This is a genomic window from Granulimonas faecalis (genome assembly GCF_022834715.1).
GTDB classification, from domain to species: domain Bacteria; phylum Actinomycetota; class Coriobacteriia; order Coriobacteriales; family Atopobiaceae; genus Granulimonas; species Granulimonas faecalis.
Genome location: NZ_BQKC01000001.1, coordinates 692,530 through 716,309 on the forward strand (window position 1 = coordinate 692,530; position 23,780 = coordinate 716,309).

Here is a 23,780-nt window from a genome sequence, read left to right on the forward strand (position 1 = left end):
GCCGGACCCACAAGCCGCAACGTCGAAAGGAACCACGATGGCAACCCCGCACAACACGGCCGAGCGCGGCGACTACGCCCCCGTCTGCCTGCTCCCCGGCGACCCCCTCCGGGCCCGCTACATCGCCGAGAACTACCTCGACGGCGCCCGCCAGGTCAACGCAGTCCGCAACTGCCTCGGCTACACGGGCACCTACAAGGGCGTCCCCGTCTCGGTCCAGGCCTCCGGCATGGGTATCCCCAGCCTCTCCATCTACGTGAACGAGCTCGTCCGCTTCTACGGCGTCAAGCGCATCATCCGGCCCGGGTCCGCGGGCGGCGTGGGCCGCGACGTCCACATCCGCGACATCGTCCTCGCCCAGGGCTCCTCCACCGACAGCAACGTCGCCGCCGGCGCCCTCGGGCCCCAGATCCACTACGCGCCCCTCGCCGACTTCGGCCTGCTCGACCGCGCCTACCACATCGCCTGCGACCGGGGGCTCCCGGTCAAGGTGGGCGACGTCTTCGCCGCCGACCGCTTCTACAACGACGACATCGACAACGGCCTGCTCGCCGACTACGGCGTCCTGGCCGTGGAGATGGAGTCGGCCGGCCTCTACCTCCTCGGGGCCAGGCTCGGCTTCGAGGCCCTGTCCATCCTCTCGGTCTCCGACATGATCGTCGGCGAGGGCGAGGCGCTCACCGCCGAGGAGCGCGCCTCCTCCCTCGACGACATGATCGCCCTGTCGCTCGAGACCGCGATCGCGGAGTAGGGGAGGCAACCATGAGGATGGTCGACGTCATCGACGTCAAGCGCAACGGCGGCGAGCTCACCGAGGAGCAGATCCGCTTCTTCGTGGACGGCTACACCGCCGGGGACATCCCCGACTACCAGGCCAGCGCCCTGCTCATGGCCATCTGGTTCAACGGCATGGCGGCCGAAGAGACCCGCCTGCTCACCCAGGCCATGCTCGAGTCGGGCGACCGCCTGGACCTCTCCGACATCCCGGGCGTCAAGGTCGACAAGCACTCCACCGGCGGCGTGGGCGACAAGGTCTCGATCCCCCTCGCGCCGCTCGTGGCCTCGCTCGGCATCCCCGTGCCCATGATCTCGGGTCGCGGCCTCGGCCACACCGGGGGCACCCTCGACAAGCTCGAGGCCATCCCCGGCTACACCGTGGAGCTCGACGAGGGGCGCTTCAAGGAGCAGCTCCGCGAGGTGGGGTGCGTCATCGCCGGTGCCACGGGCGACATCGCCCCGGCCGACAGGCGCATCTACGCCCTGCGCGACGTCACGGACACCGTGGACTCCATCCCGCTGATCGCCGGCTCCATCATGTCCAAGAAGATCGCCTCGGGCACCGACGCCCTCGTCATGGACGTCAAGACCGGCGCCGGCGCCTTCATGCGCGAGGAGGAGGACGCCGTCGCGCTGGCCCGGGCCCTCGTGGACATCGCCCACGGGTCGGGCATGGAGGCAGTGGCGGTCATCTCCGACATGAACCAGCCCCTCGGCCGGAAGATCGGCAACGCCCTCGAGATCGAGGAGTCCGTCGAGCTGCTCCGGGGCGAGGGCCCGGCAGACCTGCTGGAGCTGGTGCTCGCCATCGGCTCCCAGATGGTGGTCATGGCCGGCGTGGCCGACACCCCCGAGGAGGCCCGCCCACTCCTGGAGGCAAAGATCGCCGACGGCTCGGCCCTCGAGCGGTTCCGCGCCATGGTGGAGGCCCAGGGCGGCGACGGCTCGGTGGTCGACGACTTCACGGTCATGCCGCAGGCGGCATATCAGTTCGACGTCCCCGCCCCGAGGTCCGGCGTCGTGGCCTCCATGGCCGCCGACGAGCTCGGCATCGCCTCCATGATGCTCGGCGGCGGCCGCGCCACCAAGGACGACGAGCTCGACTACGCCGTGGGCCTCGTGCTCGACAAGAAGGTGGGCGACCCCGTCGAGGAGGGCGAGAGCCTGCTCACCATCCACAGCAACCGCGAGGACGTGGCCAACGTCGTCGACCTCGTGCTCGACAACATCCGCATCGCCGACGCGGCCGAGCCCGTCGAGCTCGTGCACCGGATGGTCCTGTAATCCTCCCGGCGCCCCGCGGCTGGGGCGCCGGGGCCCGGAAAGGGAGAGGAAACGCGCTATGGAACTGATCGTCAACATCCTGGGGGTCCTGGCCTTCATAGCCTTGGGCTGGGCCTTCTCGGCAGACCGCAAGAACATCGACTGGGTGTCGGTGGGGCTGATGTGCGCCATCAGCCTCTTCCTCGCCTGGTTCCTGACGAGCTTCGAGGTGGGCCGCGCCATCGTCTCCGGCGCCGCCGCGGGCTTCGCCGAGCTCGTCACGCTGTCCTATCAGGGCATCAACTTCGCCTTCGCCAACTGGGTCGGCCCCGACGGCCTCGACCCCGCGCCCGTCAACTTCGTCACGAGTGCCCTCCTGCCCATCCTGATGATCGTGCCGCTGTTCGACACCCTCACCTACATCGGATTCCTGCCCTGGGTCATCAAGTGGGTGGGCCGCGGCCTGTCCTTCATCACCCGCCGGCCCAAGTTCGAGACCTTCTACGCCGTCGAGATGATGTTCCTCGGCAACACCGAGGCCCTGGCCGTCTCCAAGGTCCAGCTGCAGCATATGAGGGCCGGCCGCAACGTCACGCTGGCCATGATGTCGATGTCGTGCGTCACCGCCGCCATCATCGGCTCGTACATCCAGATGGTGCCGGCGCAGTTCGTCATCACCGCCATCCCTCTCAACTGCATCAACGCCCTGATCTTCTCCCACATGCTCTACCCGGTGAAGGTCACTCCCGAGGAGGACCGGATCTACGGCCTCGCCGACACCCCCGACGAGACCCCGGTCGAGGACTCCACCGACGCCGAGAAGATCGAGCTCGCCAAGGCCGTCGAGGCCTACGAGGCCCTGCCCCCCGTCAAACGGTTCTTCACCCACGACCCGGCCAAGCCCGAGAAGGAGCCCTACTTCTCGTTCCTCGGCGACTCCATCCTCACCGGCGGCCAGCTCATCCTCATCATCACCGCCAACGTCGTCGCCTTCGTGGCCCTTGCCGCCGTCATCAACGCGCTGCTCGGCCTCATCAACCCCAACCTGTCCCTCGAGTCCATCCTCGGCGTGTTCATGTTCATCCCCGCCTGGCTCATGGGCCTCGACCCCGGCACCGCCTGGGACTTCGCCCAGCTCATGGGCCTCAAGCTCGTGACCAACGAGTTCGTGGTCATGGGCGAGGTCTCCGGTAGCGTGACCTCCTTCGCACCTCACTACCAGGCCGTCCTGACCACCTTCATCACCTCGTTCGCCAACTTCTCCACCCTCGGCATGGTCATCGGATGCTTCAAGGGCATGGTGAGCAAGGAGAAGAACGACGCCATCTCCCACCAGGTGGGCCGCCTCCTGCTCTCCGGCATCCTCGTGTCGCTGCTCTCCGCGGCGCTCGTGGGCCTGTTCGTCTGGTAGGCGCCGCGTCACGCGCCCTCTCCCGGGGCCCGGCCGCACGGGTTGCGGCCGGGCCTTTCCCGTGCCTCGACACCGCCGTGGCGCGGGTGGGTCCTACGTACGGGAACGGGCCCTGAGGGAATCGGTCTCCCGCAGGGCCCGTGGGGTCCTCCCGTGCGTCGTCCCGCTCCGGTCAGGGTCGCGGCGCCTCGGAGCACACGCGCTCGATGTCGGCCATGAGCTGCTGCGAGAAGCGCGCCCCGTCCACCGTGAGGGCCACCTTGACCGGGCGGTCCGGGTTGCGGATCTGCGACTGGTCGCCGATGGTGCGCCCGCGGAGCTCCCCCTCGAGGTCCACCTTCATGACGCTCGGGAGGTAACCGCAGAGCCCGGGGTCGGCCGCCACGGCCACCGAGAGGGGGTCGTGCAGGGCGCAGCCGCCCAGTGTGGGGGCGAGCCAGTCGTTGTGGGCGTCCACGTAGAACCCCACGATGTCGGCCATCGTCTCGCCGGCGGGCCCCGCCTCCCGCCAGCGGTCCACCATCTCCCTGGTGAGCACCTCCTTCATCGTCACGTCGAGCCCCACCAGCGTGACGGGGATGCCGGAGGTGAGGACGGCGGAGGCTGCCTCGGGGTCGTTGAAGACGTTGGCCTCGGCGCACGGGGAGACGTTGCCCTCGGTGGCCACGGCCCCGCCCATGACGGTGACGGACCCGGCGAGCCCGAGCGCCCCCGGGTCGCGCTCAAGGACGAGAGCGAGGTTGGTGAGCGGCCCCGTGGCCACGATGTCCAGGTCGCCGCCGCACTCGCGACAGAGCCGCACGATGGCGTCGACGGCCCCCTTCTCCTCCGCGGCGCGCGGGGAGTCGGGGAGCTCCACGTTGCCCACGCCGTTCTCCCCGTGGATGTCCATGATGTTGCGTGGCGGGAGGAAATCCCCGTCGCCGTCCCACAGGAGCGGGTGGCGCGCACCGGCCCATACAGGGACGTCGTCGCGGCCGAGGAGGTGCAGCACGGCGAGGGCGTTTCGCACCCCCTGGTCCACCGAGACGTTGCCGAACACCCCCGTGATGCCCACGAGGTCGAAGGCGGGGTTGGCGAGTGCCTCGCAGATGGCCATGGAGTCGTCGATGCCGGTGTCGAGGTCGAGCAGAACCTTGCGTGCCATGGGGTGCCTCCTTGGGGCTGGGACAGGCCCGGTACAGGGCCCTCGAGCATATTTTGGTACGAAAGTTATTTCAGAATAACTTTATATATGCCTGCGGTCGCCTGGGGGGAGCGAGCGGTTCCTGCAGGCGGACCCGACGGAGTTCGCCCATAATGGTCAGCGATCGTTCAGAGACGCTACGGCAGAGAAGAGAGGGGAACCGGCATGGGACAGTTCGACAACAAGACCGTCATCATCACCGGCGGCGGCTTCGCCGCGCTCAAGGACGGCTCGGCGGGCTCCATCGGTTACGGCATCGCCACCGCCTTCGCCAAGGAGGGTGCCAACATCGTGGTCACCGGCCGCAACACGGCCAAGCTCGAGGAGGCCAAGGCGCGCCTGGAGGCCGATTACGGCGTCAGGTGCCTGTGGGTGCAGGCCGACGTCGCCGCGGGGCAGGACAACAAGGCCACGGTCCAGAAGGTGGTCGACGCGGCGGTGGCCGAGTTCGGCTCCATCGATGTGCTCGTGAACAACGCCCAGGCCTCCGCCTCCGGCGTCACCGTCGCGGACCACACCACCGACCAGTTCGACCTTGCCGTCTACTCCGGCCTCTACGCCACCTTCTACTACATGCAGGCGTGCTACCCCTATCTCAAGGAGTCCAAGGGCTCCGTGGTCAACTTCGCCTCCGGCGCCGGGCTCTTCGGCAACTACGGCCAGGTGGCCTACGCCGCCGCCAAGGAGGGCATCCGCGGCATGAGCCGCGTGGCGGCCACCGAGTGGGGCCCCGACGGCATCAACGTCAACGTTGTGTGCCCGCTGGCCTGGACCAAGGCCCTCGAGGACTTCCAGACCGCCTACCCGGACGCCTTCGAGGCCAACGTCCACATGCCCCCCATGGGCCACTACGGCGACGTGGAGACCGAGATCGGCCGCGTGGTGGTGCAGATCGCCGGCCCCGACTTCAAGTTCATGACCGGCGAGACCCTCGTGCTCGAGGGCGGCATGGGCCAGCGCCCGTAAGCCGGCGCCCGCATCGCGCGGCGGCCTCAGGGGCCCGTCCCGGCATCGGGGCGGGCCCCTTTGCCGTGCCGGTGACGCCCGGGACGTGACCGTGCGGGTCCTCCGGGCACCTTCCCGTGCACGGTCCCGGCGCCCCTCGCCGCAGCCTCCGTGGGGCCCGGAGGCTGCGCCTCCCGTAGGACGCCCGGTGTCTGAGGGTCGTGCCCTTCGCACAGGGTCATGATACGCTGAAACTGTGTTCAAACTGAGTGAATCGATATGTTCGAATAGCTGTAGTGGGAATAATTATTACCCTCTAACACGAAAATTTACTTAAGCTAAATGGAACCACAGATTTTCTCTAGTTTGAATGGTGCTATAAAACTCAAGGTAGTTATTCTAAAAGGCAGTAGATTATACCGACATCCATAAATATGAGAGAATTTAAGTGTATAGGATATTGACTTGTCCGGGGGGGGGGGGCATAATCATTGGTGCTATAGAAATCATCTTCCCGGTCCCATGGAGTCTGGTGGGAGGGGTCGATGTGCCGTCACACGCAAAGAGAGGGAAGCTCCTATGGCCCACTGCAGTCACCTTGCTGCCACGGTCGGCTATCGGGGCTATTTTTTTAGACCTTCGACCCCTGAGGGCACGGGGCCCCGCTGGGGAACCTGCTGCCCTTTCCGTTCCCTCCCTCAAGATCATGCAGTCTGCGCCTCCCTTTCCGGCTGCCCGGTGGGGAGGTCGCTGTGAGCGCCCCGGAGAGGCGGCTGCCCGCGTCCCCGCCGTTCGCCACGTCCGGCGGGTCCGGGCGCGTGCCGCCGCGGTCGAGGGACGTCGACGCGGCGTTGGACAGCATCTCGCGGCGCATCGGCTCCCTGAGGTTCCGCCGGTCCCCCTGGGGCGCCGACGAGAGCGACGTCATGGCCAAGATCCACGGCCTCGACGCCATGTACCGGAGCCTGCTCCGCGAGCAGGGCGACAGGTACCAGGCCCTCCTGGAGGACCGCGACCGGCAGTTGCGCCTGCTCCAGCGGAGACTCGATAGAAACTAGCGGCTTGTCCGGGCGTGCGGCGCCCGCCGGCAGAGGAGGTTCGCATGTATACAGAGCGCGATTGGGAGCGGCTGTTCGAGCAGCTTCTCGACTCGGGTATGCCGGTCTCCTCGTTCTGCGAGCTTCCCGGCACCCCGTCGCGGAAGACCATGTGGCGCGCCCTGGCCGCCCATCCGGACGTTCTCGAGGCGTACCGCGAGCTCTTCCCCGGCGCCATGCGTCGTCGGGCGTCCCGTCTCGGCGGCCCCGACGAGACGGGTCCTGTGAAGGTGCACGACATCCCCGGGGCAGCCGCACGACGGGTCGGGGAGCGCCGGGCCGTCGAGCTCGAGGAGGCCCTGGCCCGCGCCGAGGCCGCCGAGGCCCGGAGCCGGGAGCTCGCAGAGGAGCTCGAGCGCGTGCGCTCGGGGGTCGTCGACGATGAGTCCGACCCCATCGTCGTCAAGGTCGTCTGGGTGAGCGACCCGGCAGGCAGGTCGGGGCCGCGGCGTCGGGCCTCGTCCCAGGAGTCGCCGTTTCAGGCGTGACATCCCGCAGGCACGCCCTCGTCACGGGGCGCCCCCCTCGGGGGCGCGCTTTTCCATGGGCCGATGCCGTTCGGCGACACGGGGGCGGCGTCCCTGTGACCCGTCCCCTGGCTCGGCCCTCTTCCCAGGGCGATGCCGAAAGGTTCAGAAACGTAAGGGTCCCCAGACACCGACAGGCGCACCGCCCCATGCGGCTCTCGCGCAAACCGACCGCTCCGCGATCGCGATGTTTCAGTCAAGTTTTGAATAACGGTCATTCTCCTGATGTTTTCCTGTTCCAAACCGGAATATCAGTTACATGGTTTACATAAAGAAACAAAAAAGACCTTCTTCTGTAAGATAGTTTTTTGCTTTAGAAAGAGGAATATCAAGGGACTGTGTGCTCCACGCTTGTCAATGTTTGACCGCGACGGGTTTTGGTGCATACTCCTCCAGTCCCGTCTGCGGCCGGAGGCCCGGCGGGAGGTACAGAAGGCCGCCCGCGGCTCGCGCCGCCGGCGGACCCCCTGGGAAAGGATGCCTCAATGAGTTCCGTTGCTGTCGTCTACTGGAATGCCAAGTCCAACACCGAGAAGATGGCCCGCCTGATCGCCCGCGGCGCCGCGAACGCCGGCGCCTCCGTGAGCGTCTTCTCCTCCGAGGAGTTCAAGCCCTCCATGGCCGCCAAGTACGGCGCCATCGCCCTCGGCTGCCCGGCTCTCGACGTCGACACGCTCAAGGAGTCCGACTTCGAGGTCCTCACCAAGGGCATAGACGGCGAGGTCGACGGCCGCGCCGTGGCCGTCTTCGGCTCCTACGACTGGGGTGTGGGCGAGTGGCTCGACCAGTGGGAGGCTCACCTCGGCCGCTGCGGCGCCAAGGTCGTGGGCAACCTCAAGGTCGCCGGCGCCCCCGAGGGCGTTCAGGACGAGCGCTGCCAGGCCCTCGGCGCCCAGCTCGCCCATCTCGCTGCCGCCGAGGACCCCGAGCTCTCCCGCGCCGTCTGACGGCCGCGCCATCCGAGGAACCGTCCCAGGGAGGGGGCGCGGGCGCCGCACGGGCCCGCGCCCCCTCCCTGCAAGGTGCCCATTCGATGGCGCGGCGGACCTGTTGCAATGCGCCTGCCCTTTCGGGTACTAGGCCCTTTGGATACGTCGGCCAGGCCCTGGCGAGGGGCGCCGGCCGGACTTAGCAAGGACCAAAGGAGCATTGCATGCGCATCAAGAACGCCAAGGTATACCAGGCCGACGGTACCTTCGCCGAGACCGATATCGTCACCGAGGGCGAGTTCATCAAGTCCGACGCCTCCGCCGACGGCGAGATCGTGGACGCCTACGATCTGATCGCCCTGCCGGGCCTCGTGGACATCCGCGTACGCCAGGCCGCTGACACCGTCTACGACGACGCCGGCAACTACGCCGTCGACAAGGTCGCCCGTTTCGAGGCCGGCAACGGCGTCACCTCCTTCGTGGGTACCGTCGAGCTCCCCGCGGCCCACGCCAAGAAGGTCGCCAAGACCGTCGTCGACTGGAACGCCGACGAGGCCGACCGCCACGACGACTGCGCCGCTGTGCTCGGCCTCTCCCTCGAGCGCCCGCTCGGGCACATCGAGGACGCCAAGCCCTCGCCCGAGTCCTGGAAGGACCTCGCCTACGACGACGTCGACACCTTCGACGACCTCCAGTCCGTGGGCGACGGCGTCTTCAAGGTGGTGGACGTCGACGCCACGCAGGAGGGCATGCACACCTACGTGGGGCTCGTCTCCAAGAAGGCCACGGTGGGCGTGGTGGACAACGACGCCACCTTCGCCCAGACCGAGAAGGCCATCAAGGCCGGCGCCACCCTCGTGAGCCGCCGTTGGGACGAGCGCATCGTCCTCGACGAGAAGAAGCCCGGCATGATGGACGCCGCCTTCAAGAACGACCAGGTGTTCGTGGAGCTCGTCGCCCATGAGGACAACGGCTCCAAGGAGGACATCGTCGCCAACTTCGCCCTGCTCCAGGGCCGCACCGTCCTCGTGGCCGAGGACGGCAACCTCTTCGACGCCATGAGGCGCGCCATCGAGATGGGCGTGCCGGCCAACGTTGCCATCGACGCCGCCACCTCCGGCCCCGCCCGCGCCCTCAAGATGGGTGACAAGGTCGGCTCCCTCGAGGACGGCCGCTACGCGGACATCGTGCTCGTGGACTCCTCCTACCACATCAAGCACGTCATCAATCGCGGCAAGACGATTCTCTAGCCGACGGCCCCCGACCACGCCCGTGAAGGCCGGCGCCCCCCCCCGGGTGTCGGCCTTTTCCGTGGGTTAGCTGCAGGCTGAAAGCAGGGTGGTCGCGGATGCGTGGAAAACCCGGCCTGGCCGGCTCCCGGCGTTGCGGCCGTTCGTTTGGCGGGATGAGTCCCTAAAGCGACGGAAGAGGACGGTGACGATGCGCTGGGCAGGGAACGAGGGCGGCGGACGAGCGGCCGACGGGGCCGGAGAGCCCGGCTACGAGCTCTTCGCCGCGCACTCGCCCGGCGCGTTCCCCCGCTCGTGCCAGACGTTCCTCGACACCGGGCGCGCCGTGTCGCTGGCGGCCCTCGCGGGCATCGTCGCGGGCTCCGTCGTGGCGGCCCTCGAGCTCAACCCCGGCTACAACTACAACACCTGGCTCTACATGAGCTTCGCCACCGGCTCCCTGGGCGTGTGGGCCATCGTCTCGGTGGTGCTCGCCGACCGCAGCGTGTCGCCGCGCCAGGCGGCCCTGCGCACCCTGTCGTTCATGGTCGCGGTGGTACTCACGTATTTCGCCGTGCGCTACGTGAACTACCTCGGCGGTCAGGAGCGCCTGCTGCGGTCCATGAGCGAGGTCATGGACGGGCGCTTCACGGCCATGCGGCACACGCCGTTCTGGGGCCCCGAGAAGCTCGTCTCCCTGGGCCTGGGCCTCGCCCTCGCGGGTTCGGCCGCCCTTGTGGCCTGGGGCATACGGCGGTTCGCCTCGTCGCCGCTCTACTGGGTGTTCGCGTGGGTGCCCCTGTTCATCCTCGTGTTCGAGGGGTGGAGCTACTTCGTGCCCATGGCGGTGTACGTGCAGGTGGGGTTCGTCCCCGCCGTGGTGGACGTCGTGGGCGCGGCGGCCGTGGCCTGGATCGTCGTGTGCGACCGCAACCGTGCCCTGGCGGAGCGCATCGCCTGACGGCCCCGGCCTCAGCGGTAGACGATGCGGAAGCTGCGGTCCTCGGGGTCGGGTTCCACGGAGTCCATGGCCTCCACGGTGTAGCGCCACGGGAACCGCTCGTAGGCGTGCTCGAGCAGCTTCATGAACCGCACCACCTGCGACGGGGTACCCTGGAGCTCCATGGAGACGGTGCCGTCGTCCTCGTTGCGCACCCAGCCGGAGAGGCCCACGCGCCCGGCGATGTCCGCACTCGTGTAGCGGAACCCCACGCCCTGGCACCGGCCGCCGAACGACATCCGGTAGCGTTCCAGCCTGTTCCCGCCGTCGCCCGTCCCGTCCACGGCCGCCCCTTTCTCCCATCGCCTATCATAGGTAAGCATAGCGGCTGTCGTCGGGGCCGCCGGTGTCGCGTCGGACGGGGGTGGCCGTGGCTTTCGTGCATTTCGAGGACGTCCGCAAGGTCTACCACATGGGAGACGTCGACGTCTGCGCCTTGGACGGCATGACCTTCGACATCGAGCGGGGCGAGCTCTGCGTCATCGTGGGCCCGTCCGGCGCCGGCAAGACCACCCTGCTCAACATGCTCGGCGGCATGGACCGCCCCACCTCCGGCGTCATCGAGCTCGGGGGGCGGCAGGTGTCGGACCTCGACGACCGCGGCCTCACCCTCTACCGCCGCAACGACATCGGCTTCGTCTTCCAGTTCTACAACCTCGTACAGAACCTCACGGCCCTGGAGAACGTGGAGCTTGCCTCCCAGATCTGCCCCGACCCGCTGCCCTCGGCCGAGGCGCTCGCGGCCGTCGGCCTCGAGGGGCGCCTCGACAACTTCCCGGCGCAGCTCTCCGGCGGCGAGCAGCAGCGCGTGGCCATCGCCCGCGCCATCGCCAAGAACCCCAAGCTCCTGCTCTGCGACGAGCCAACGGGCGCGCTGGACTACCGTACCGGCAAGCAGATCCTCGCCCTGCTCCAGGACACGTGCCGCGCCACCGGCCGCACCGTCGCCATCGTCACCCACAACAGCGCCTTCACCCAGGTGGCCGACCGCGTCATCCACGTGCGCGAGGGCCGTGCCACCTCCGTCTCCACCAACCCGTCGCCCGCCCCCGCGAGCTCCGTGGAGTGGTGAGCGTGCCCCCCGTCTTCTGGAGACACCTGCTGCGCACGGTCAGGCAGACCGCCGGCCGCTATGTGGCCATCGTCGTCATCGTGGCCTTGGGTTGCGGCTTCTTCGCCGGCCTGCGCATGACCGGCGTCGGCATGCGGCGCTCCGCCGACGCCTTCTTCGACCGGACGAACCTCTACGACCTCGAGCTGGTCTCCACGCTCGGGTTCTCGTCGTCCCAGGTGGGCGACGTCTCCTCGGTGGGGGGTGTGGCCGCCTGCGAGCCGGGCCGCTCCGTGGACGTCATGGCCCGCATGGGCGACGTAAACCATGCCTGCCGGGTCGTGTCGCTGGACTCCTGGGCCTCGGCCGGCTTCTCGGGAGGTCCCATGAACGGTCTTGAGCTCAGGAGCGGCAGGTGGCCGGAGTCCGCCGACGAGTGCGTGATCGTGGACAAGGCCGCCGACAAGGGCGCCGTGCCCGGGGACGTGGAGGTGCTCTACGGCGCCCAGGACCTCGACGGACTCCTCGCCACGCGGGACTTCAGGGTCGTGGGCACCGTGGTGTCGTCGGCCCACGTGCAGGAGGCGGTCCTCTCCACCACGTCCCTCGGCAGCGGCACCGTCAACCAGGTGCTCTTCACGCTGCCGTCGGCCTTCGTTCCCGACGCCCCCTACACCGAGCTCTACGTGCGTGTGGCCGGCGCGGCCGACGAGCCGTGGGGCTCGGCCTCCTACGACGGCGCGGTAGACGCCGTGGCCGGGCGCATCGAAGCCCTCATCCCCGGGCTCGCCCAGGGGCGGGCGGACGAGCTGCGCGCCGAGGCCCAGGAGAGGGTGGACGAGGGCCGCGCCGAGCTGGCTGACCGCCGGGCCGAGGCGGAGGCGTCCCTCGCGGACGGCGCCGCGGCGCTTGAGGAGGCCGGGGCCCGGCTGGACTCCGGCGCCGCCGAGGTGGAAGACGGCAGGCGGGGGCTCGCCGACGGCCGCGCCCAGGTGGCCGACGGGGAGCGTCTCCTCGCCGACGGCGAGGCCGAGATAGAGCGGAACGCGGCGGGGCTCGAGGAGGGCCGCCGACAGCTCGGGGCCGCCGCCGCGCAGGTGGACGCCGGCAGACAGGAGCTCGCCCGGGCCGAGGCGGGGCTCGAGGCCCAGGCTCCCGCCGTGGAGCAGGCCCGTGCCGCCGTGGCCGCCTACGACGAGGGGTGCCAGCGGCTCGTGGCCCAGGCCGCGGCCGCGGGTCTTTCCGGCGACGACGCCCAGGCCGTGGCCGACGCCGCCCGGGCGGCCCTGGACCGGCTCAAGGAGGACCAGGCCGCCGGTGCCGATGGACTGGAGGGCCAGGTCGCCGCCCTGGAGGACCTCCTGGAGGCCGCCCAGGCCCTCGTGTCCCAGGCGCCCCAGGTGGAGGCCGCCCGCGGGGCGGTCCGGACCTTCGAGGAGGGTCGCGCGCGCCTGGACGAGGAGGCCCGCCGCCTCGACGAGGCCGAGGCCGAGCTCGCCGACAACCGCGCCGCCCTCGACTCCGGCGCGGCCCGCCTCCAGGAGGGGAGGGACGCCCTCGACGCCTCCCGCGCGCAGCTGGACGAGGCCCGCGCGAAGGTGGAGTCCGGCCAGGCGTCCCTCGCAGACGCCGAGGCGCGCCTGGCCGACGGCCGCGCCGAGTACGAGGAGGGCCTCGCCACCTACGAGCGGGGGAGGGAGGAGGCCCTGGCCGGGATCGCCGACGCCGAGGCCCGGCTGGACGACGCGCAGCGCGAGGTCGACGCCATCGGGCCCGGCGACGTCTACCTGCTCGACCGCGAACAGAACTACGGGGCGGCCTCCTACCTGGCCGACTCCGAGCGCATCGACGCCATCGCCACGGCGTTCCCGTTCTTCTTCTTCCTCGTGGCCGCCCTCGTCTCGCTCACCACCATGACCCGCATGGTGGACGACGACCGCGGGCTCATGGGCACGCTCAAGGCCCTCGGCTACGGCCGCGCGGCCATCTGCTCCAAGTACGTGGCCTACGCCGGGTCCGCCTCGCTCCTCGGCGCGCTCGTGGGCGTGCTCTCCATGTCGCAGCTGCTCCCGTGTGTGATCTTCACCGCCTACGGCATCATCTACGGCGTCCCGGCGCGGCCCATGCCGCTCCCTGTGGAGGCGGCGCCCGCCGTCGCGGCCACCGTCATCGGTGTGGCCGTCACCGTGGGGGCGGCCCTCGCGGCCTGTCTGTCGTCGCTCCGAGAGAGTCCGGCCGGCCTCATGCAGCCCAAGGCCCCCAAGGCCGGGCGCCGCATCCTCCTGGAGCGCGTGGGGCCCGTCTGGCGCCGCCTCTCCTTCTCGTGGAAGGTCACGTTCCGCAACATCTTCCGCTACCGCCGTCGCTTCCTCATGACCGTGGTGGGCGTCGCTGGCTGCTGCGCTCTGCTGCTCACGGGCTTCGGCGTGCGTGACGCCGTGAACGACATCATCGACAAGCAGTTCGGCGAGATCGTGCACTACAACGCCACGGTGGGTCTCTCGGTCGACGCCACGGGGCGGCAGCGGGCCGACGTCCTGGACGCCCTCGGCTCCATGGGCCGCGGCGATCCCGTGGCGGCGTTCGAGGAGAACGTCGTGGCGAGGCCCGAGGACGGCTCCAAGGACCTCGCCGTCGTGCTCGTGGTCCCGGAGGACGCCGGCTCCCTGGGGCGCGCCGTCACCCTGCGCGAGCGCCGGGGCGGCGCCCCGGTGGACCTCGGCTCCGACTCCGTGGTGCTCACCGAGAAGCTGGCCACCACGCTCGGTGTCGGCCCCGGCGACGAGGTGCGCCTCTGGGCCCAGGACGCCACCGGCAACACCACGGGTCAGGAGCGCCGCCTCGTGGTCACCGCCGTGTGCGAGAACTACCTCGGTTCCTACGTCTACATCGGCGCGGATGCCTATGTCCGGGCCTTCGGCGAGCCGGGCGAGGCGAACACCGCCTTCGCGTTCCTGCCCACGGACGCCGTGGAGCGCGCCGTCGACGCCGACCGGCTCCAGGCCATGGACGGCGTGGAGACGCTCATGCTCGACGACGAGACCATCGAGACCTACCGCGAGATGCTCTCGTCGGTGGACCTCGTCATGGTGGTGCTCATCGCCGCCGCGGCCCTCCTCGCCTTCGTGGTGCTCTACAACCTGGCCAACATCAACATTGCCGAGCGCTCCCGCGAGATCGCGAGCCTCAAGGTGCTCGGGTTCCTGCCCAAGGAGGTCTGCTCCTACGTCTTCCGAGAGATCGCGATCATCGTGGTGGTGGGTGCCCTCGTCGGCCTCGTGCTCGGCACGTGGTTCGAGGGCTACGTGGTGGTGACGGCCGAGGTGGACGCCGCCATGTTCGGCCGTGAGATTCATGCCGTGAGCTACCTCTGCTCGTTCGGGCTCACGGTGCTGTTCTGCGTGCTCGTGCTGGCGGCCATGGTGCCCAGGCTCGCGTCCATCGACATGGTGGAGAGCCTGAAATCCGCCGAGTAGCCGCGCCCGGCCCCGGGCCTTCGGGCCGCCTGTGGGTTATCCGTGGGCTCTCGGGTCGTGCCCTATCATGGACGCGTTTGTGCCCCGTCTCACACTGGAGGTCCCATGGCCGCCGTCTGCAACCTCATCGTCGACTCCCCGTGCGAGCTCAGCCGCGAGTTCTGCGAGGAGAACGGCCTCACCGTCCTGCACTTCACCTACACCGAGCCCGACCGCGACGACGGGCGCGAGCCCCTCTGCGGCGTCGACGACATGTTCGCCACCATGAGCTCCCACGAGTTCTACGAGCGGATGCGCCACGGCGCCGAGCCCAAGACGAGCCAGCCCTCCCAGATGGAGTTCGAGGAGGCCTTCCGCGCGGCCATCGCCTCGGGCGTCCCCACCGTCTACCTCGCCTTCGACTCCGGCATCTCCGGCTGTTACGAGGGCGCCTGCATGGCCCTCGAGCGCATGAAGGAGGAGTTCGGTCCCGACATCGAGCTCTACGTGGTGGACACCAAGCTGCCCTCGACCCCGCTCACGCTCCTCGTGTGGGAGGCCGTGCGCCAGCGCGACAAGGGGCTCACGGCCCGCGAGCTTGCCGACTGGGCGGCCGAGGCCCACAACCACATCCACACCCTGTTCATGGTGGACGACCTCACGGCTCTTGCCCGCGGCGGCCGCATCCCCTCGGGCATCGCCTTCGTGGGCTCCAAGCTCGACATCAAGCCGCTGCTGACCGTGGCCCTCGACGGCACCCTCGAGCTCGCCGGTATCGCCCGTGGCCGCAAGAAGGCCATCCGCCGCCTGGCCGACAACTACCTCCAGAACCACTCCGACACCACCTTCGTGTGCGCCACCGCCAACGCCGACTGCCCCGCCGACATGCGGCGGTTGGAGGAGATCATCGGGCGCGGCGCCGACGGGGACGTGCTGTTCATCGAGGCCGAGGCCGGCCCCACCATCGGCTGCCACGTGGGCCCGGGCTTCCTGTCCTGCTGTTTCTGGGGCGCCGACCGCAGGGACGGCATGAGCGTTCCCGACCAGATCGCCAGCGAGGTCCGCTCCGAGGGGTAGGGTGTCCGCGGCGACGTGGGAGGGGGCGCCCCGGACGGTCCGGGGTGCCCCCTCTTTTTGCCCGTCCGCCGCGGTGCCTAGCGCACCCGGTCCTCCCAGGAGCGCACGGTCTCGTGGCGCAGGAGCCGCTTGAAGGGCTCGAGGTCGCCGGTGTCGTCGAAGGCCTCCAGGGCGGCGTAGTAGGCGTCCACCTCGTCCTCGAAGACGCTCACCGGCGGGTGCCCGCCGAAGAGGAGCACGTAGTTGGCCAGCTCGCGGGCCACGCGCCCCGTTCCCTCGCTGAACGGGTGGATGGTGACGAGCTCGTTGTGGAGGAAGGCCGCACAGGTGACGGCGCGCCTGGGCGTGAGGCCTGGGAGCGTCTCATCGACGTCGCGAAGGAGCTCGCGCGTGAGGCGCGGGCACTCGTCGGGGGCGGCGCCCACGTCATGGGTCTCGCGGACGATGTAGTCGGAGAGCTTGTAGGTGCCCGGCCGCTCGCCGTCGGCCAGCTGGGTGGGGCTGTAGGTGCCGTAGGTGAGGGTGCGGTGCAGCGTGAGCACAAAGGCCTCGTCCAGGGATGCGCGCTCCTCGAGCCGCTCCGTCATCCAGCCGAAGGCGGCCTTCTGGTTGGTGAGCGAGACGAGGGAGCGCACGTCGCCGGTGTAGGCCGTGACGCTGCCCTGCTCGAAGACCTCCCGCGATTCCTCGTAGGTGAGCTCGGCCCCCTCGACCCTGGCGGAGTGGTATGCGAACTCCATGGCGAAGTCGCCGAGCTCCCGTCGCCGCACCGGGCGGGGGAGGAGCCCCCACCACTCGAGGACCATACTGTATGCGCGGCTCTCGTCACTGGCCATGGCTGTCCCTTCCTCCGGAACCGTTTCATCCATCATGGACCAAGGCGCCCATCCGGGACGGCCGCGGGCGGAGGGGATTCGGGCAGCGGTCTGGAGATGTCGTGGCCCGGCGCGCGGCGCGGGATACTAAGGGCCGTACGGCAGGCGAGTAGGGGAGGGTCCCATGGCATGCACGCGACGGAGCTTTCTTGCGGCCTCGGCCGCCGCCTCCCTGGGCGCGGTCCTCTCCGCGTGCGGCAGGCCCGCCCCCGCGCCCGCTCCGGCGGCCTCCGACGACGGGCCCTCCGTGGACGTCCACGCCTACGACGACCTCGCCCTCGACGCCTCCGCCTGGAGCCATGACGAGGAGCACGACGTCTATTACCGGCTCTGCGTGCCCTACTGCCTGACGCCGGCCTCCTCCACCGTGCAGCGCCTCTCGATATTCGTCCCCGGCGCCTACTTCGACGCCGAGGCCAAGGGCGACACCTTCTCCTGCACCGTGGCCGAGGGAGCGAAGGTGGGGTCGTTCGACTCCTCCAACGCCCCGGTGGTCATGGCGGTGGACTCCGCCTCGTGGCGGGGTCAGACGCCGGCGGGCACCTACTCCTACGAGGGGCTCAAGCCTTACATGGACGCCGGGTGCATCTACGTGCTCGCCGGGTGCCGCGGCTGCACCACGGGCTTCGAGTCGCGGGGCCAGGCCTCCGGCGACGGCACCGTGCCCGGCGGCCTGCCGTGGAACGTCTGCGACCTCAAGAGCGCCATCCGGTTCCTGCGGCTCAACGCGGGCCGGCTGCCCGGCGGCGCCTCGGGCGTGTTCTGCCTGGGCGTGGGCGCCGGCGCCTCCCTCGTCGCATGCCTCGGTGCGTCGGGCGACGCCCCGGCGTTCGACCCCTTCCTCGACGCCGAGGGCGCCGCGCGTTGGGACGGCGAGGGTGCGACCCTGTCCGACGCCCCCTCCGGCTGTGCGATCTGGAACCCCGTGGGCCCCCTCGCCTCCGCCGACGGCGCCTACGAGTGGCTCTACGGGCGCCATGTGGACGACGGCACGCGCTCGCCCGACCGCTGGACGTCGGCCCTCTCCCGGGACCTGTCGGGGTCCTTCGGACGCTGGGTCTCCGGCCTGGGCCTCACCGATCCCGACAACGCCCCCCTGGCGCTCGACGAGACCCTGGACGGCGAGGCAAGCGACGGCTCCTACCTCCAGGCGGTGCTCTCCGAGCTCGAAGGATCGGCCAAGCGGTTCTTCGACGCCACGGCGTTCCCGGCCACCGTGGTGCGCGGCGCGGCCGAGCAGGCGTCGTTTCCCGGGGTGCAGCCGTCGTCCACGGGGACGGCCGAGGAGCTCGCCGCGGGCGCGCAGCAGAACGCGGAGGCCGTGGCGTCTGCGGGCCTCGACGTGGACCTCGGCGCGGCCTCCACGGTCGAGGGCGTCCATGCGCAGCTCAAGAGCCTGCCCTTCGAGACCGCGAAGGCCTACGTGGCCTCGCTCAACGGCGACGGCGACTCCTGGCTCTCCTACAGCCCCTCCCGCGGCACCGTCCGGGTGGGGTCCCTCGGCGCCTACGTGCGCGCCCTCGCCGCGCCGACGCTCGCCTGCACGGCCTTCGACGGCGTGGGCTGCGACACGGCCGAGAACCAGCTCCTGGGCGTCCCGGACACCCAGACGCTGCACTACTCCGAGATGGTCTACGACCTGCTGAACCACCGCCAGTGGGAGTACCGCTCCCTCGCGGGCTGGGACCCCGGGTACGTGGGCGCCTGGGGCCAGAACCTCACGGTGCGCGACGCCCAGGGCCTCACGCCGCCGGAGCGCTGCTCGCTCTGCGACCCCCTGGCCTACCTGGCCCCGGGAGGGGAGGCCTTCTCGGCCGGCGCCGTGGCGCCCGCGTGGCGCGTCAACGTGGGCCTCGCGCAGTCGGAGGTGCCCTTCACCGCCGCCATGGACCTGGCGTGGGCGCTCCGCTCCTACGACGGCGTCTCCACCGCCGACCTCACGGCGGTCTGGGAGGGCGGTTTCGGCCTCTGCGAGGAGTCCGGCGACCCCGTGGCCAACGCGCTGGCCTGGGTGGCCGCCCACAACGGCTGAGACCGCCGCCCCGTCCCACCAGTCGGACACTTTTGTCCCAACGGTCGGGCACTTTTGTCCCAATCTGGGCGCCGCCCCCCCGCGGGCCTAGAAACGCACGAGGAACCCGAACGCCGTCACGGCCCACAGCAGGCAGAAGCCTGCCCACAGGGCTGCCTGCGGGAGTGCCCCCATCGCGCGGCGGGCCGGCCCCGCGCCCCCCGCGGCCTCCAGCCGTCCCTCGAGCCGGCGCCTGGGACCCGTGCCGAGGTTGAGGCACACCAGCAGGAACGGCGAGATCTCGAAGAGCAGGTAACGCACCTGGATGCCGCCCACCAGCGGCGCCCCCACGTCGGTGTAGCCGAGGTAGAGGGCCGTGGCCATCAGCACGAGCGACAGCGCGATGCCCGCGAAGGTCCCCCAGCCGACGGCGGGGCCGCGCCAGCGGTCGTCCACGGGGCCGCGGTCGAGCAGGGCGGCCGACAGCGCGAGGCAGAACCACCCCGCGGCCATGAGGGGCCAGCCCTCGGGCATGGGCAGGTAGCAGAGGTTCACGGGGAGCTGCTGGAACACGGCCACGGGGTTGAAGGCCCGGAGGAAGCTCCCCACGAGGGTGGCGAGGTAGGTGACCGGGTGCGTGAGGAGGAAGGCGAGCTGCCGCCGCGAGTCGATGTCCGCGGCGCCCCCGCGGGTGTCGGCCCCCACGCTGCCGCCGGCGAGCAGGAACGGCACGGCGAACGTGGCGAGCACCGCCGCCGCCGTCGCGCAGCAGGCGCAGACCCAGGCGCGGTGCCCGCGGTCGTCGGAGAACTTCGTCCTCGGCATGAAGAGCAGCATGAGGGCCGAGGCGACGAACACCGCCTTGGTGACCGTCCCCACGAGGAACGGCACGAGGATCCAGGCCGCCCTGCCCGCGGTTAGGCGCTCGTTGGGGCGTTGGAGCTCGCCTACGAAGCGGCTCGCGGCCAGCGTGACCAGGGAGATCGCGAAGGGGTCGTACGAGTAGTTGCAGGCCATGAACACGAGCGTCGGCGTCACGGCCACGGCGAAGACCACCCAGCCCCCGCGCCTGAGCCACGACGCGGCGAGGGCCATGACCGCCGCGTACACGAGCAGGTTGCACACGCGCCCCAGGAAGAGCCTCGCCAGCACCGGCGCGCCGAGGAGGTCGCCGACGGCCAGCCCCAGCGCGTTGGGGAGCCGCCCCAGGGTGGTGGGCTCCCACGGGGTGACGTTGGTCTTGCGGGTGGAAACCACCTCGTCGAGCTCCTCGAACCGCTCGTTGGCGTGGTCCATGCCCTCCTCCGAGAGGATGGACTCCCAGTTGGGGTGCCAGTCGTCGTCGCTCGTCCCGAGCGGGTAGAGGCCCACGTCGTAGATGCCGTCCATGTCGTAGAGGACGTCGTCGGCGAGCGAGCTCACGGTCACCCGCCCTTGGGCGATGCGGTTGGCGGCCCGGTAATGCACGTAGCCGTCCCAGCTCACGGACACGATGGCCGGCATGTAGGCGCAGAGGAGGAGCCCCACCGGGAGCACCACGGCCAGGACGGCGGCCCCCGGGTGCGCGGCCAGGGCGCGCCGTCTCAGGCCGACGAGGAGGGCCGAGGGCACGAGGACGGTGGGGAAGAGGGCGTCCCTCCAGGCCATGCCGCCCAGGGTGGAGCACGCGAGCCAGAGGAGGGCGGCGAGCGTCGCGAGGCCGGCCGCGAGCACCCAGGGCGCCACCCGGCGCCGCGAGGCCTCAGCCACGGGAGAGCATCCCCTTGCAGCCCTCGCGGACGTCGCGGAAGGTGGCCCCGAAGTCGCCGGTGTACCACGGGTCGGCCACGTCGGTGCGGCCGCGGGCGTAGGCGGGGTCCGCGAACGAGAGGAGCGGCCTCACGCGCCCGCCGTCCAGGGCGGCGGGGCCGAGGATGCGCCGCAGGCCGCGGAGGTTCTCCCCGTCCATGTAGACCACGAGGCCCCAGTCGTCGAGCTCGTCGGCGCGCATCCGCCGCGCCCGGTGGGGGACGCAGGGGATGCCGTGGCGTGCGAGCTCCGCCACGGTTCCGGGGTGCGGCGGGTTGCCGAGCTCCTCGGTGCTCGTGGCGGCCGAGTCCACGGTCCAGAGCCCCTCCTCGCCGGCCTCCCGCACGAGGTGCCCCATGACGGACTGCGCCATGGTGGACCTGCAGATGTTGCCGTGACAGACGAACAGGACGGACACGGGGGCGCGGCTCGCCAAGGCTTGCTCCTTTTTGAAGGGGAGGAAAACGGGTCAAGCATACACGCTCTTCCCGGGGCCGTGGGGTATGATGCACCGCGTCCACAGCGGCTTCCCACGGGCGCCGCGCGAACGCGGGGAGGCCGCCATGTACGAGCTCATCGCCGAGGGGCACTTCGACTCCGCCCACTTCCTCCACGGCTACGACGGCAAGTGCGAGAACCTCCACGGCCACCGCTGGCGCGTCGTGGCGACGTTCGGCGCCGACAGCCTCGTCGAGGACGGCGACATGCGCGACATGGTGGTGGACTTCTCCGTGGTCAAAGGCGCCGTGGCCGAGGTCTGCGACTCGCTCGACCACACCCTCCTCGTGGAGGAGGGCACCCTCGCCCCCGCCACCGTGGCGGCCCTCGAGGCCGAGACCTTCTCCCTCACCGTGCTGCCTTTCCGCACCACGGCGGAGAACCTGGCCCGCCACGTCTTCGGCGAGCTCCGCGCCATGGGGCTGCCGGTCACGGCCGTGGAGGTCGACGAGACCCCCAACAACCGCGCGGTCTGCCGTCCCTAGGGGGCGACACGGGAAAGGGCCGCCCCGGGGGCGGCCCCAACGGCGGTCCATGCGCCCCGTACCCCCGAGGGCCGCTTCTCAGCGGCCCTCGTCCTTGTCGGCGCCGCGGTCGTTCTCGTCGAGTGCCACCTCCTGGGCCAGCTGGTCCACCCGGTACTTGAGCGTGGAGATCTTGGACGAGTTGCGGAACTCCCTCACGAGCATGAGTGCGATGATCGTCACGTAGACGAAGTTCGCGGGCGACTGAAAGCCCAGGAGCCCGGACAGCCAGAAGGCGATTTGGGGGAACACCGCCAGGACCACGAGGAGGCCGGAGAAGCAGATCCAGAAGAGGGAGTCCTCGATCTGGATCTTCTGGCGCTTGACGGCGCTGCAGATGAGCAGCAGGGTCGCGGCGGCGCCCACGATCAGGAGTATGCGCAGGGAGCGGTCCATGGGAGCTCCTATCGGAACCATTGGAAGAACAGGATGTTGAGGCAGGTGCGCCCCATGTAGGTGACGGCCTTGGCGGGGGAGAGGTAGCTCTCGCCCGCCTGGCGCTCGCGCATGGACGCCGGGACCTCGACCACCCTGGCACCGCCCTTGCGCACGAGCAGCGCGACGGCGTCCGGCTCGGGCCCCATGTCCATGCCGCCGGCGAAGGCCTTGAAGGTGCTGCGTCTGAACATGCGCATGCCGCTCGTGGGGTCGGTGATGGAGGCCCCCGTGGTGGCGCGGATGAGGCGGGAGATGAGCGAGTTGCCGATGTGGCGCAGGGAGTGGCCGCGCTCGCCCTCGAGGAAGCGGCTCGCGATCACGATGTCGGCGCCCTGCCCCTCCATGGCCCGGGCCATCTCGGCGATGTACTCGGGGCGGTGCTGGCCGTCGGCGTCGAACTGCACGGCGGCGTCGTAGCCGTGCCGCAGCGCGTACTTCATGCCGGCCTGGAAGCCGGACGTGAGGCCGCAGTTGATGGGCATGTCCAGGTGGTTGTAGCCCTCGCGGTCGCAGATGGCGCCCGTGGCGTCCCGCGAGCCGTCGTTGATGACGAGGATGTCCACGTCCGGGCAGCTCGCCATGAGCTCCTCGACCGTCGACTGGAGGCTCTCCTCCTCGTTGTATGCAGGCACTATGGCCAAGACCCTCATGGCGCTCCGTTCGCGGGACAACGCTCCAATCCTAGCATCCCGGCAGGTACCCGACGGCACCCTCCCAAAAGGCCACAGAGCCGCCCGGGTCCCTGAAGGGTGTCCCATAGTAACGACAAAAACAAACCAGTATATCTTGTGCTAGCATAGATGCAAGTGAAACGGAGGAAAACATGTACCAAATCGGTGATTACATCGTCCATCCGGGTCAAGGCGTCTGCTGCGTCGAGGCTGTGGAGGGCGGTGACTCCCCGGTCTACCACCTCATGCCCACCCACGGGCGCAACCCCATGCTCATCAAGTATCCCGTGGCCTCCGAGGCCAACCTCCGTCCGGTCCTGTCCGCCGACGAGGCCGCGTCCCTCATCGAGAGCTACCCCGACATGGAGCTCGACCCCTTCACGGACCGGTCCGCCGTCCTCGAGGAGAAGCACTTCAAGAAGGTCATCCGCCACGGCTCCTGCTCGGATGTCATGCGCATCGCCAAGACCTTCCGCTCCCGCATCGCCGACGTCGAGGCCAACCACAAGAAGGCCCCCGTCATCTACGAGCGCATCTACAAGGAGGCCCACGACCGCTCCGTGGAGGAGCTCTGCTGCGCGCTCCACGAGTCAGAGGACCAGATTACGGCCCGCTTTCAATCCTGCGTCTCCTAGGGGCCGCGCCGGCGGCGTCCGTTAGAATTCAGACCCGACCCTTCCCGGACCCCGGGCATGCCCCGGGGCCCTCGTTGTATGGAGGCACCATGGCTCAGGAACGCCAGGAGACCAGCGGCCGCGCGATCCTCACCGTCCTCGGCTCGGACCGCGCCGGCATCGTGGCTGCGGTCACCGCCGTGCTCGCCCGTCACGACGCGAACATCCTCGATATATCCCAGACCATCCTCCAAGGTGTCTTCACCATGACCATGCTGGTGGACCTCGGCGCCGTCGACGTGGACTTCGACACCCTCCAGGGTGAGCTCGCGGCCCTCCAGGGCGAGCTCGGCGTCCAGATCACCTTCCAGCGCGAAGAGGTCTTCCGCTTCATGTACCGCCTCTAGGCGTCCC

General features: G+C 69.9%; 23 protein-coding genes. 16 read left to right on the top strand and 7 right to left on the bottom strand.

Annotated elements, in window-relative coordinates:
- Positions 1 to 37 precede the first annotated feature (37 nt).
- Genes deoD through OR600_RS03185 form a run of 3 tightly spaced genes read left to right on the top strand, consistent with a single transcriptional unit; the run spans position 38 to position 3,451 of the window.
- Complete coding sequence (gene deoD, locus OR600_RS03175; RefSeq protein ID WP_204407173.1) at positions 38 to 751, top strand: purine-nucleoside phosphorylase; 714 nt, start codon at positions 38 to 40, stop codon at positions 749 to 751.
- An 11-nt stretch (positions 752 to 762) separates the two neighbouring features.
- The gene (locus tag OR600_RS03180) at positions 763 to 2,061 is read left to right on the top strand and encodes a pyrimidine-nucleoside phosphorylase (RefSeq protein WP_265590632.1); all 1,299 of its coding nucleotides are present in this window, start codon (positions 763 to 765) and stop codon (positions 2,059 to 2,061) included.
- A gap of 58 nt (positions 2,062 to 2,119) precedes the next feature.
- The gene (locus OR600_RS03185) at positions 2,120 to 3,451 is read left to right on the top strand and encodes a NupC/NupG family nucleoside CNT transporter (RefSeq protein ID WP_265590633.1); all 1,332 of its coding nucleotides are present in this window, start codon (positions 2,120 to 2,122) and stop codon (positions 3,449 to 3,451) included.
- A 172-nt stretch (positions 3,452 to 3,623) separates the two neighbouring features.
- Here the strand turns inward: OR600_RS03185 and OR600_RS03190 are convergent, their stop codons facing one another.
- Positions 3,624 to 4,598 carry a nucleoside hydrolase gene (locus OR600_RS03190; protein WP_265590635.1) on the bottom strand — a complete coding sequence of 325 codons (975 nt, stop codon included), beginning with the start codon at positions 4,596 to 4,598 and terminating at the stop codon, positions 3,624 to 3,626.
- 204 nt (positions 4,599 to 4,802) lie between these two features.
- Here OR600_RS03190 and OR600_RS03195 point away from each other — a divergent pair, with 204 nt between their 5' ends.
- The 6 genes from OR600_RS03195 (at position 4,803) to OR600_RS03220 (ending at position 10,325) form a co-directional block, all read left to right on the top strand.
- Positions 4,803 to 5,603, top strand: a complete 801-nt coding sequence (locus tag OR600_RS03195) for an SDR family NAD(P)-dependent oxidoreductase (protein WP_204407169.1) — start codon at positions 4,803 to 4,805, stop codon at positions 5,601 to 5,603.
- Between the two features lie 731 nt (positions 5,604 to 6,334).
- Positions 6,335 to 6,640: a hypothetical protein gene (locus tag OR600_RS03200; RefSeq protein ID WP_204407835.1), complete on the top strand. Its 306-nt coding sequence runs from the start codon at positions 6,335 to 6,337 to the stop codon at positions 6,638 to 6,640.
- 44 nt (positions 6,641 to 6,684) lie between these two features.
- Entirely contained in the window at positions 6,685 to 7,167 is a 483-nt protein-coding gene (locus OR600_RS03205) for a hypothetical protein (protein ID WP_135977771.1), read from the top strand.
- Positions 7,168 to 7,691: 524 nt separating this feature from the next.
- Positions 7,692 to 8,153, top strand: a complete 462-nt coding sequence (locus OR600_RS03210; protein WP_135977770.1) for a flavodoxin domain-containing protein — start codon at positions 7,692 to 7,694, stop codon at positions 8,151 to 8,153.
- 206 nt (positions 8,154 to 8,359) lie between these two features.
- Positions 8,360 to 9,385: an amidohydrolase family protein gene (locus tag OR600_RS03215; protein WP_265590636.1), complete on the top strand. Its 1,026-nt coding sequence runs from the start codon at positions 8,360 to 8,362 to the stop codon at positions 9,383 to 9,385.
- 190 nt (positions 9,386 to 9,575) lie between these two features.
- A complete protein-coding gene (locus OR600_RS03220) occupies positions 9,576 to 10,325 on the top strand; it encodes a hypothetical protein (RefSeq protein WP_265590637.1) in 750 nt (249 codons plus the stop codon).
- Between the two features lie 11 nt (positions 10,326 to 10,336).
- On the opposite strand, the gene OR600_RS03225 is transcribed toward OR600_RS03220, so the two are convergent.
- Positions 10,337 to 10,648, bottom strand: coding sequence for an acylphosphatase (locus OR600_RS03225; protein ID WP_204408116.1), 312 nt, complete (start codon positions 10,646 to 10,648; stop codon positions 10,337 to 10,339).
- 86 nt (positions 10,649 to 10,734) lie between these two features.
- Here OR600_RS03225 and OR600_RS03230 point away from each other — a divergent pair, with 86 nt between their 5' ends.
- The 3 genes from OR600_RS03230 (at position 10,735) to OR600_RS03240 (ending at position 15,947) form a co-directional block, all read left to right on the top strand.
- Complete coding sequence (locus OR600_RS03230; RefSeq protein WP_135977766.1) at positions 10,735 to 11,436, top strand: ABC transporter ATP-binding protein; 702 nt, start codon at positions 10,735 to 10,737, stop codon at positions 11,434 to 11,436.
- Between the two features lie 2 nt (positions 11,437 to 11,438).
- Entirely contained in the window at positions 11,439 to 14,891 is a 3,453-nt protein-coding gene (locus OR600_RS03235; RefSeq protein WP_265590638.1) for an FtsX-like permease family protein, read from the top strand.
- Between the two features lie 105 nt (positions 14,892 to 14,996).
- Positions 14,997 to 15,947 carry a DegV family protein gene (locus OR600_RS03240; protein WP_135977764.1) on the top strand — a complete coding sequence of 317 codons (951 nt, stop codon included), beginning with the start codon at positions 14,997 to 14,999 and terminating at the stop codon, positions 15,945 to 15,947.
- A 77-nt stretch (positions 15,948 to 16,024) separates the two neighbouring features.
- Here the strand turns inward: OR600_RS03240 and OR600_RS03245 are convergent, their stop codons facing one another.
- Positions 16,025 to 16,783: a Fic family protein gene (locus OR600_RS03245; protein WP_168354008.1), complete on the bottom strand. Its 759-nt coding sequence runs from the start codon at positions 16,781 to 16,783 to the stop codon at positions 16,025 to 16,027.
- Between the two features lie 163 nt (positions 16,784 to 16,946).
- Here OR600_RS03245 and OR600_RS03250 point away from each other — a divergent pair, with 163 nt between their 5' ends.
- Positions 16,947 to 18,854, top strand: a complete 1,908-nt coding sequence (locus OR600_RS03250; protein ID WP_135977762.1) for a hypothetical protein — start codon at positions 16,947 to 16,949, stop codon at positions 18,852 to 18,854.
- 87 nt (positions 18,855 to 18,941) lie between these two features.
- Here OR600_RS03250 and OR600_RS03255 read toward each other — a convergent pair whose 3' ends face one another.
- Together OR600_RS03255 and OR600_RS03260 are read right to left on the bottom strand one after the other, a co-directional pair.
- On the bottom strand, positions 18,942 to 20,582 hold the full coding sequence (locus tag OR600_RS03255) for a DUF2142 domain-containing protein (protein ID WP_265590639.1): 1,641 nt from the start codon (positions 20,580 to 20,582) through the stop codon (positions 18,942 to 18,944).
- Complete coding sequence (locus OR600_RS03260; RefSeq protein ID WP_251173862.1) at positions 20,575 to 21,057, bottom strand: low molecular weight protein-tyrosine-phosphatase; 483 nt, start codon at positions 21,055 to 21,057, stop codon at positions 20,575 to 20,577. The genes OR600_RS03255 and OR600_RS03260 overlap by 8 nt, the downstream gene beginning before the upstream one ends.
- 127 nt (positions 21,058 to 21,184) lie before the next feature.
- On the opposite strand from OR600_RS03260, the gene OR600_RS03265 reads away from it, so the two are divergent.
- Positions 21,185 to 21,604, top strand: a complete 420-nt coding sequence (locus tag OR600_RS03265) for a 6-pyruvoyl trahydropterin synthase family protein (protein ID WP_265590641.1) — start codon at positions 21,185 to 21,187, stop codon at positions 21,602 to 21,604.
- Between the two features lie 78 nt (positions 21,605 to 21,682).
- Here OR600_RS03265 and OR600_RS03270 read toward each other — a convergent pair whose 3' ends face one another.
- Together OR600_RS03270 and OR600_RS03275 are read right to left on the bottom strand one after the other, a co-directional pair.
- Positions 21,683 to 22,039 (bottom strand): DUF2304 domain-containing protein, encoded by a 357-nt coding sequence (locus OR600_RS03270; RefSeq protein WP_168354007.1) that lies wholly within the window; start codon positions 22,037 to 22,039, stop codon positions 21,683 to 21,685.
- A gap of 8 nt (positions 22,040 to 22,047) precedes the next feature.
- Entirely contained in the window at positions 22,048 to 22,731 is a 684-nt protein-coding gene (locus OR600_RS03275; RefSeq protein ID WP_265590642.1) for a glycosyltransferase family 2 protein, read from the bottom strand.
- A gap of 173 nt (positions 22,732 to 22,904) precedes the next feature.
- On the opposite strand from OR600_RS03275, the gene OR600_RS03280 reads away from it, so the two are divergent.
- Both OR600_RS03280 and OR600_RS03285 read left to right on the top strand, forming a co-directional pair.
- Positions 22,905 to 23,387: a CarD family transcriptional regulator gene (locus OR600_RS03280; RefSeq protein ID WP_135977757.1), complete on the top strand. Its 483-nt coding sequence runs from the start codon at positions 22,905 to 22,907 to the stop codon at positions 23,385 to 23,387.
- Positions 23,388 to 23,476: 89 nt separating this feature from the next.
- Complete coding sequence (locus OR600_RS03285; protein WP_135977756.1) at positions 23,477 to 23,773, top strand: ACT domain-containing protein; 297 nt, start codon at positions 23,477 to 23,479, stop codon at positions 23,771 to 23,773.
- The last annotated feature ends 7 nt before the right edge of the window (positions 23,774 to 23,780 follow it).

Bases quoted from the DNA above. Each gene is read 5' to 3' on its own strand.
- OR600_RS03265 (WP_265590641.1), top strand. From the start codon at position 21,185: ATGTACGAGCTCATCGCCGAGGGGCACTTCGACTCCGCCCACTTCCTC.
- OR600_RS03215 (WP_265590636.1), top strand. From the start codon at position 8,360: ATGCGCATCAAGAACGCCAAGGTATACCAGGCCGACGGTACCTTCGCC.
- OR600_RS03280 (WP_135977757.1), top strand. From the start codon at position 22,905: ATGTACCAAATCGGTGATTACATCGTCCATCCGGGTCAAGGCGTCTGC.
- OR600_RS03205 (WP_135977771.1), top strand. From the start codon at position 6,685: ATGTATACAGAGCGCGATTGGGAGCGGCTGTTCGAGCAGCTTCTCGAC.
- OR600_RS03210 (WP_135977770.1), top strand. From the start codon at position 7,692: ATGAGTTCCGTTGCTGTCGTCTACTGGAATGCCAAGTCCAACACCGAG.
- OR600_RS03240 (WP_135977764.1), top strand. From the start codon at position 14,997: ATGGCCGCCGTCTGCAACCTCATCGTCGACTCCCCGTGCGAGCTCAGC.
- OR600_RS03270 (WP_168354007.1), bottom strand. From the start codon at position 22,039: ATGGACCGCTCCCTGCGCATACTCCTGATCGTGGGCGCCGCCGCGACC.
- OR600_RS03245 (WP_168354008.1), bottom strand. From the start codon at position 16,783: ATGGCCAGTGACGAGAGCCGCGCATACAGTATGGTCCTCGAGTGGTGG.
- OR600_RS03285 (WP_135977756.1), top strand. From the start codon at position 23,477: ATGGCTCAGGAACGCCAGGAGACCAGCGGCCGCGCGATCCTCACCGTC.
- OR600_RS03185 (WP_265590633.1), top strand. From the start codon at position 2,120: ATGGAACTGATCGTCAACATCCTGGGGGTCCTGGCCTTCATAGCCTTG.
- OR600_RS03250 (WP_135977762.1), top strand. From the start codon at position 16,947: ATGGCATGCACGCGACGGAGCTTTCTTGCGGCCTCGGCCGCCGCCTCC.
- OR600_RS03190 (WP_265590635.1), bottom strand. From the start codon at position 4,598: ATGGCACGCAAGGTTCTGCTCGACCTCGACACCGGCATCGACGACTCC.
- deoD (WP_204407173.1), top strand. From the start codon at position 38: ATGGCAACCCCGCACAACACGGCCGAGCGCGGCGACTACGCCCCCGTC.
- OR600_RS03220 (WP_265590637.1), top strand. From the start codon at position 9,576: ATGCGCTGGGCAGGGAACGAGGGCGGCGGACGAGCGGCCGACGGGGCC.
- OR600_RS03195 (WP_204407169.1), top strand. From the start codon at position 4,803: ATGGGACAGTTCGACAACAAGACCGTCATCATCACCGGCGGCGGCTTC.
- OR600_RS03275 (WP_265590642.1), bottom strand. From the start codon at position 22,731: ATGAGGGTCTTGGCCATAGTGCCTGCATACAACGAGGAGGAGAGCCTC.
- OR600_RS03180 (WP_265590632.1), top strand. From the start codon at position 763: ATGAGGATGGTCGACGTCATCGACGTCAAGCGCAACGGCGGCGAGCTC.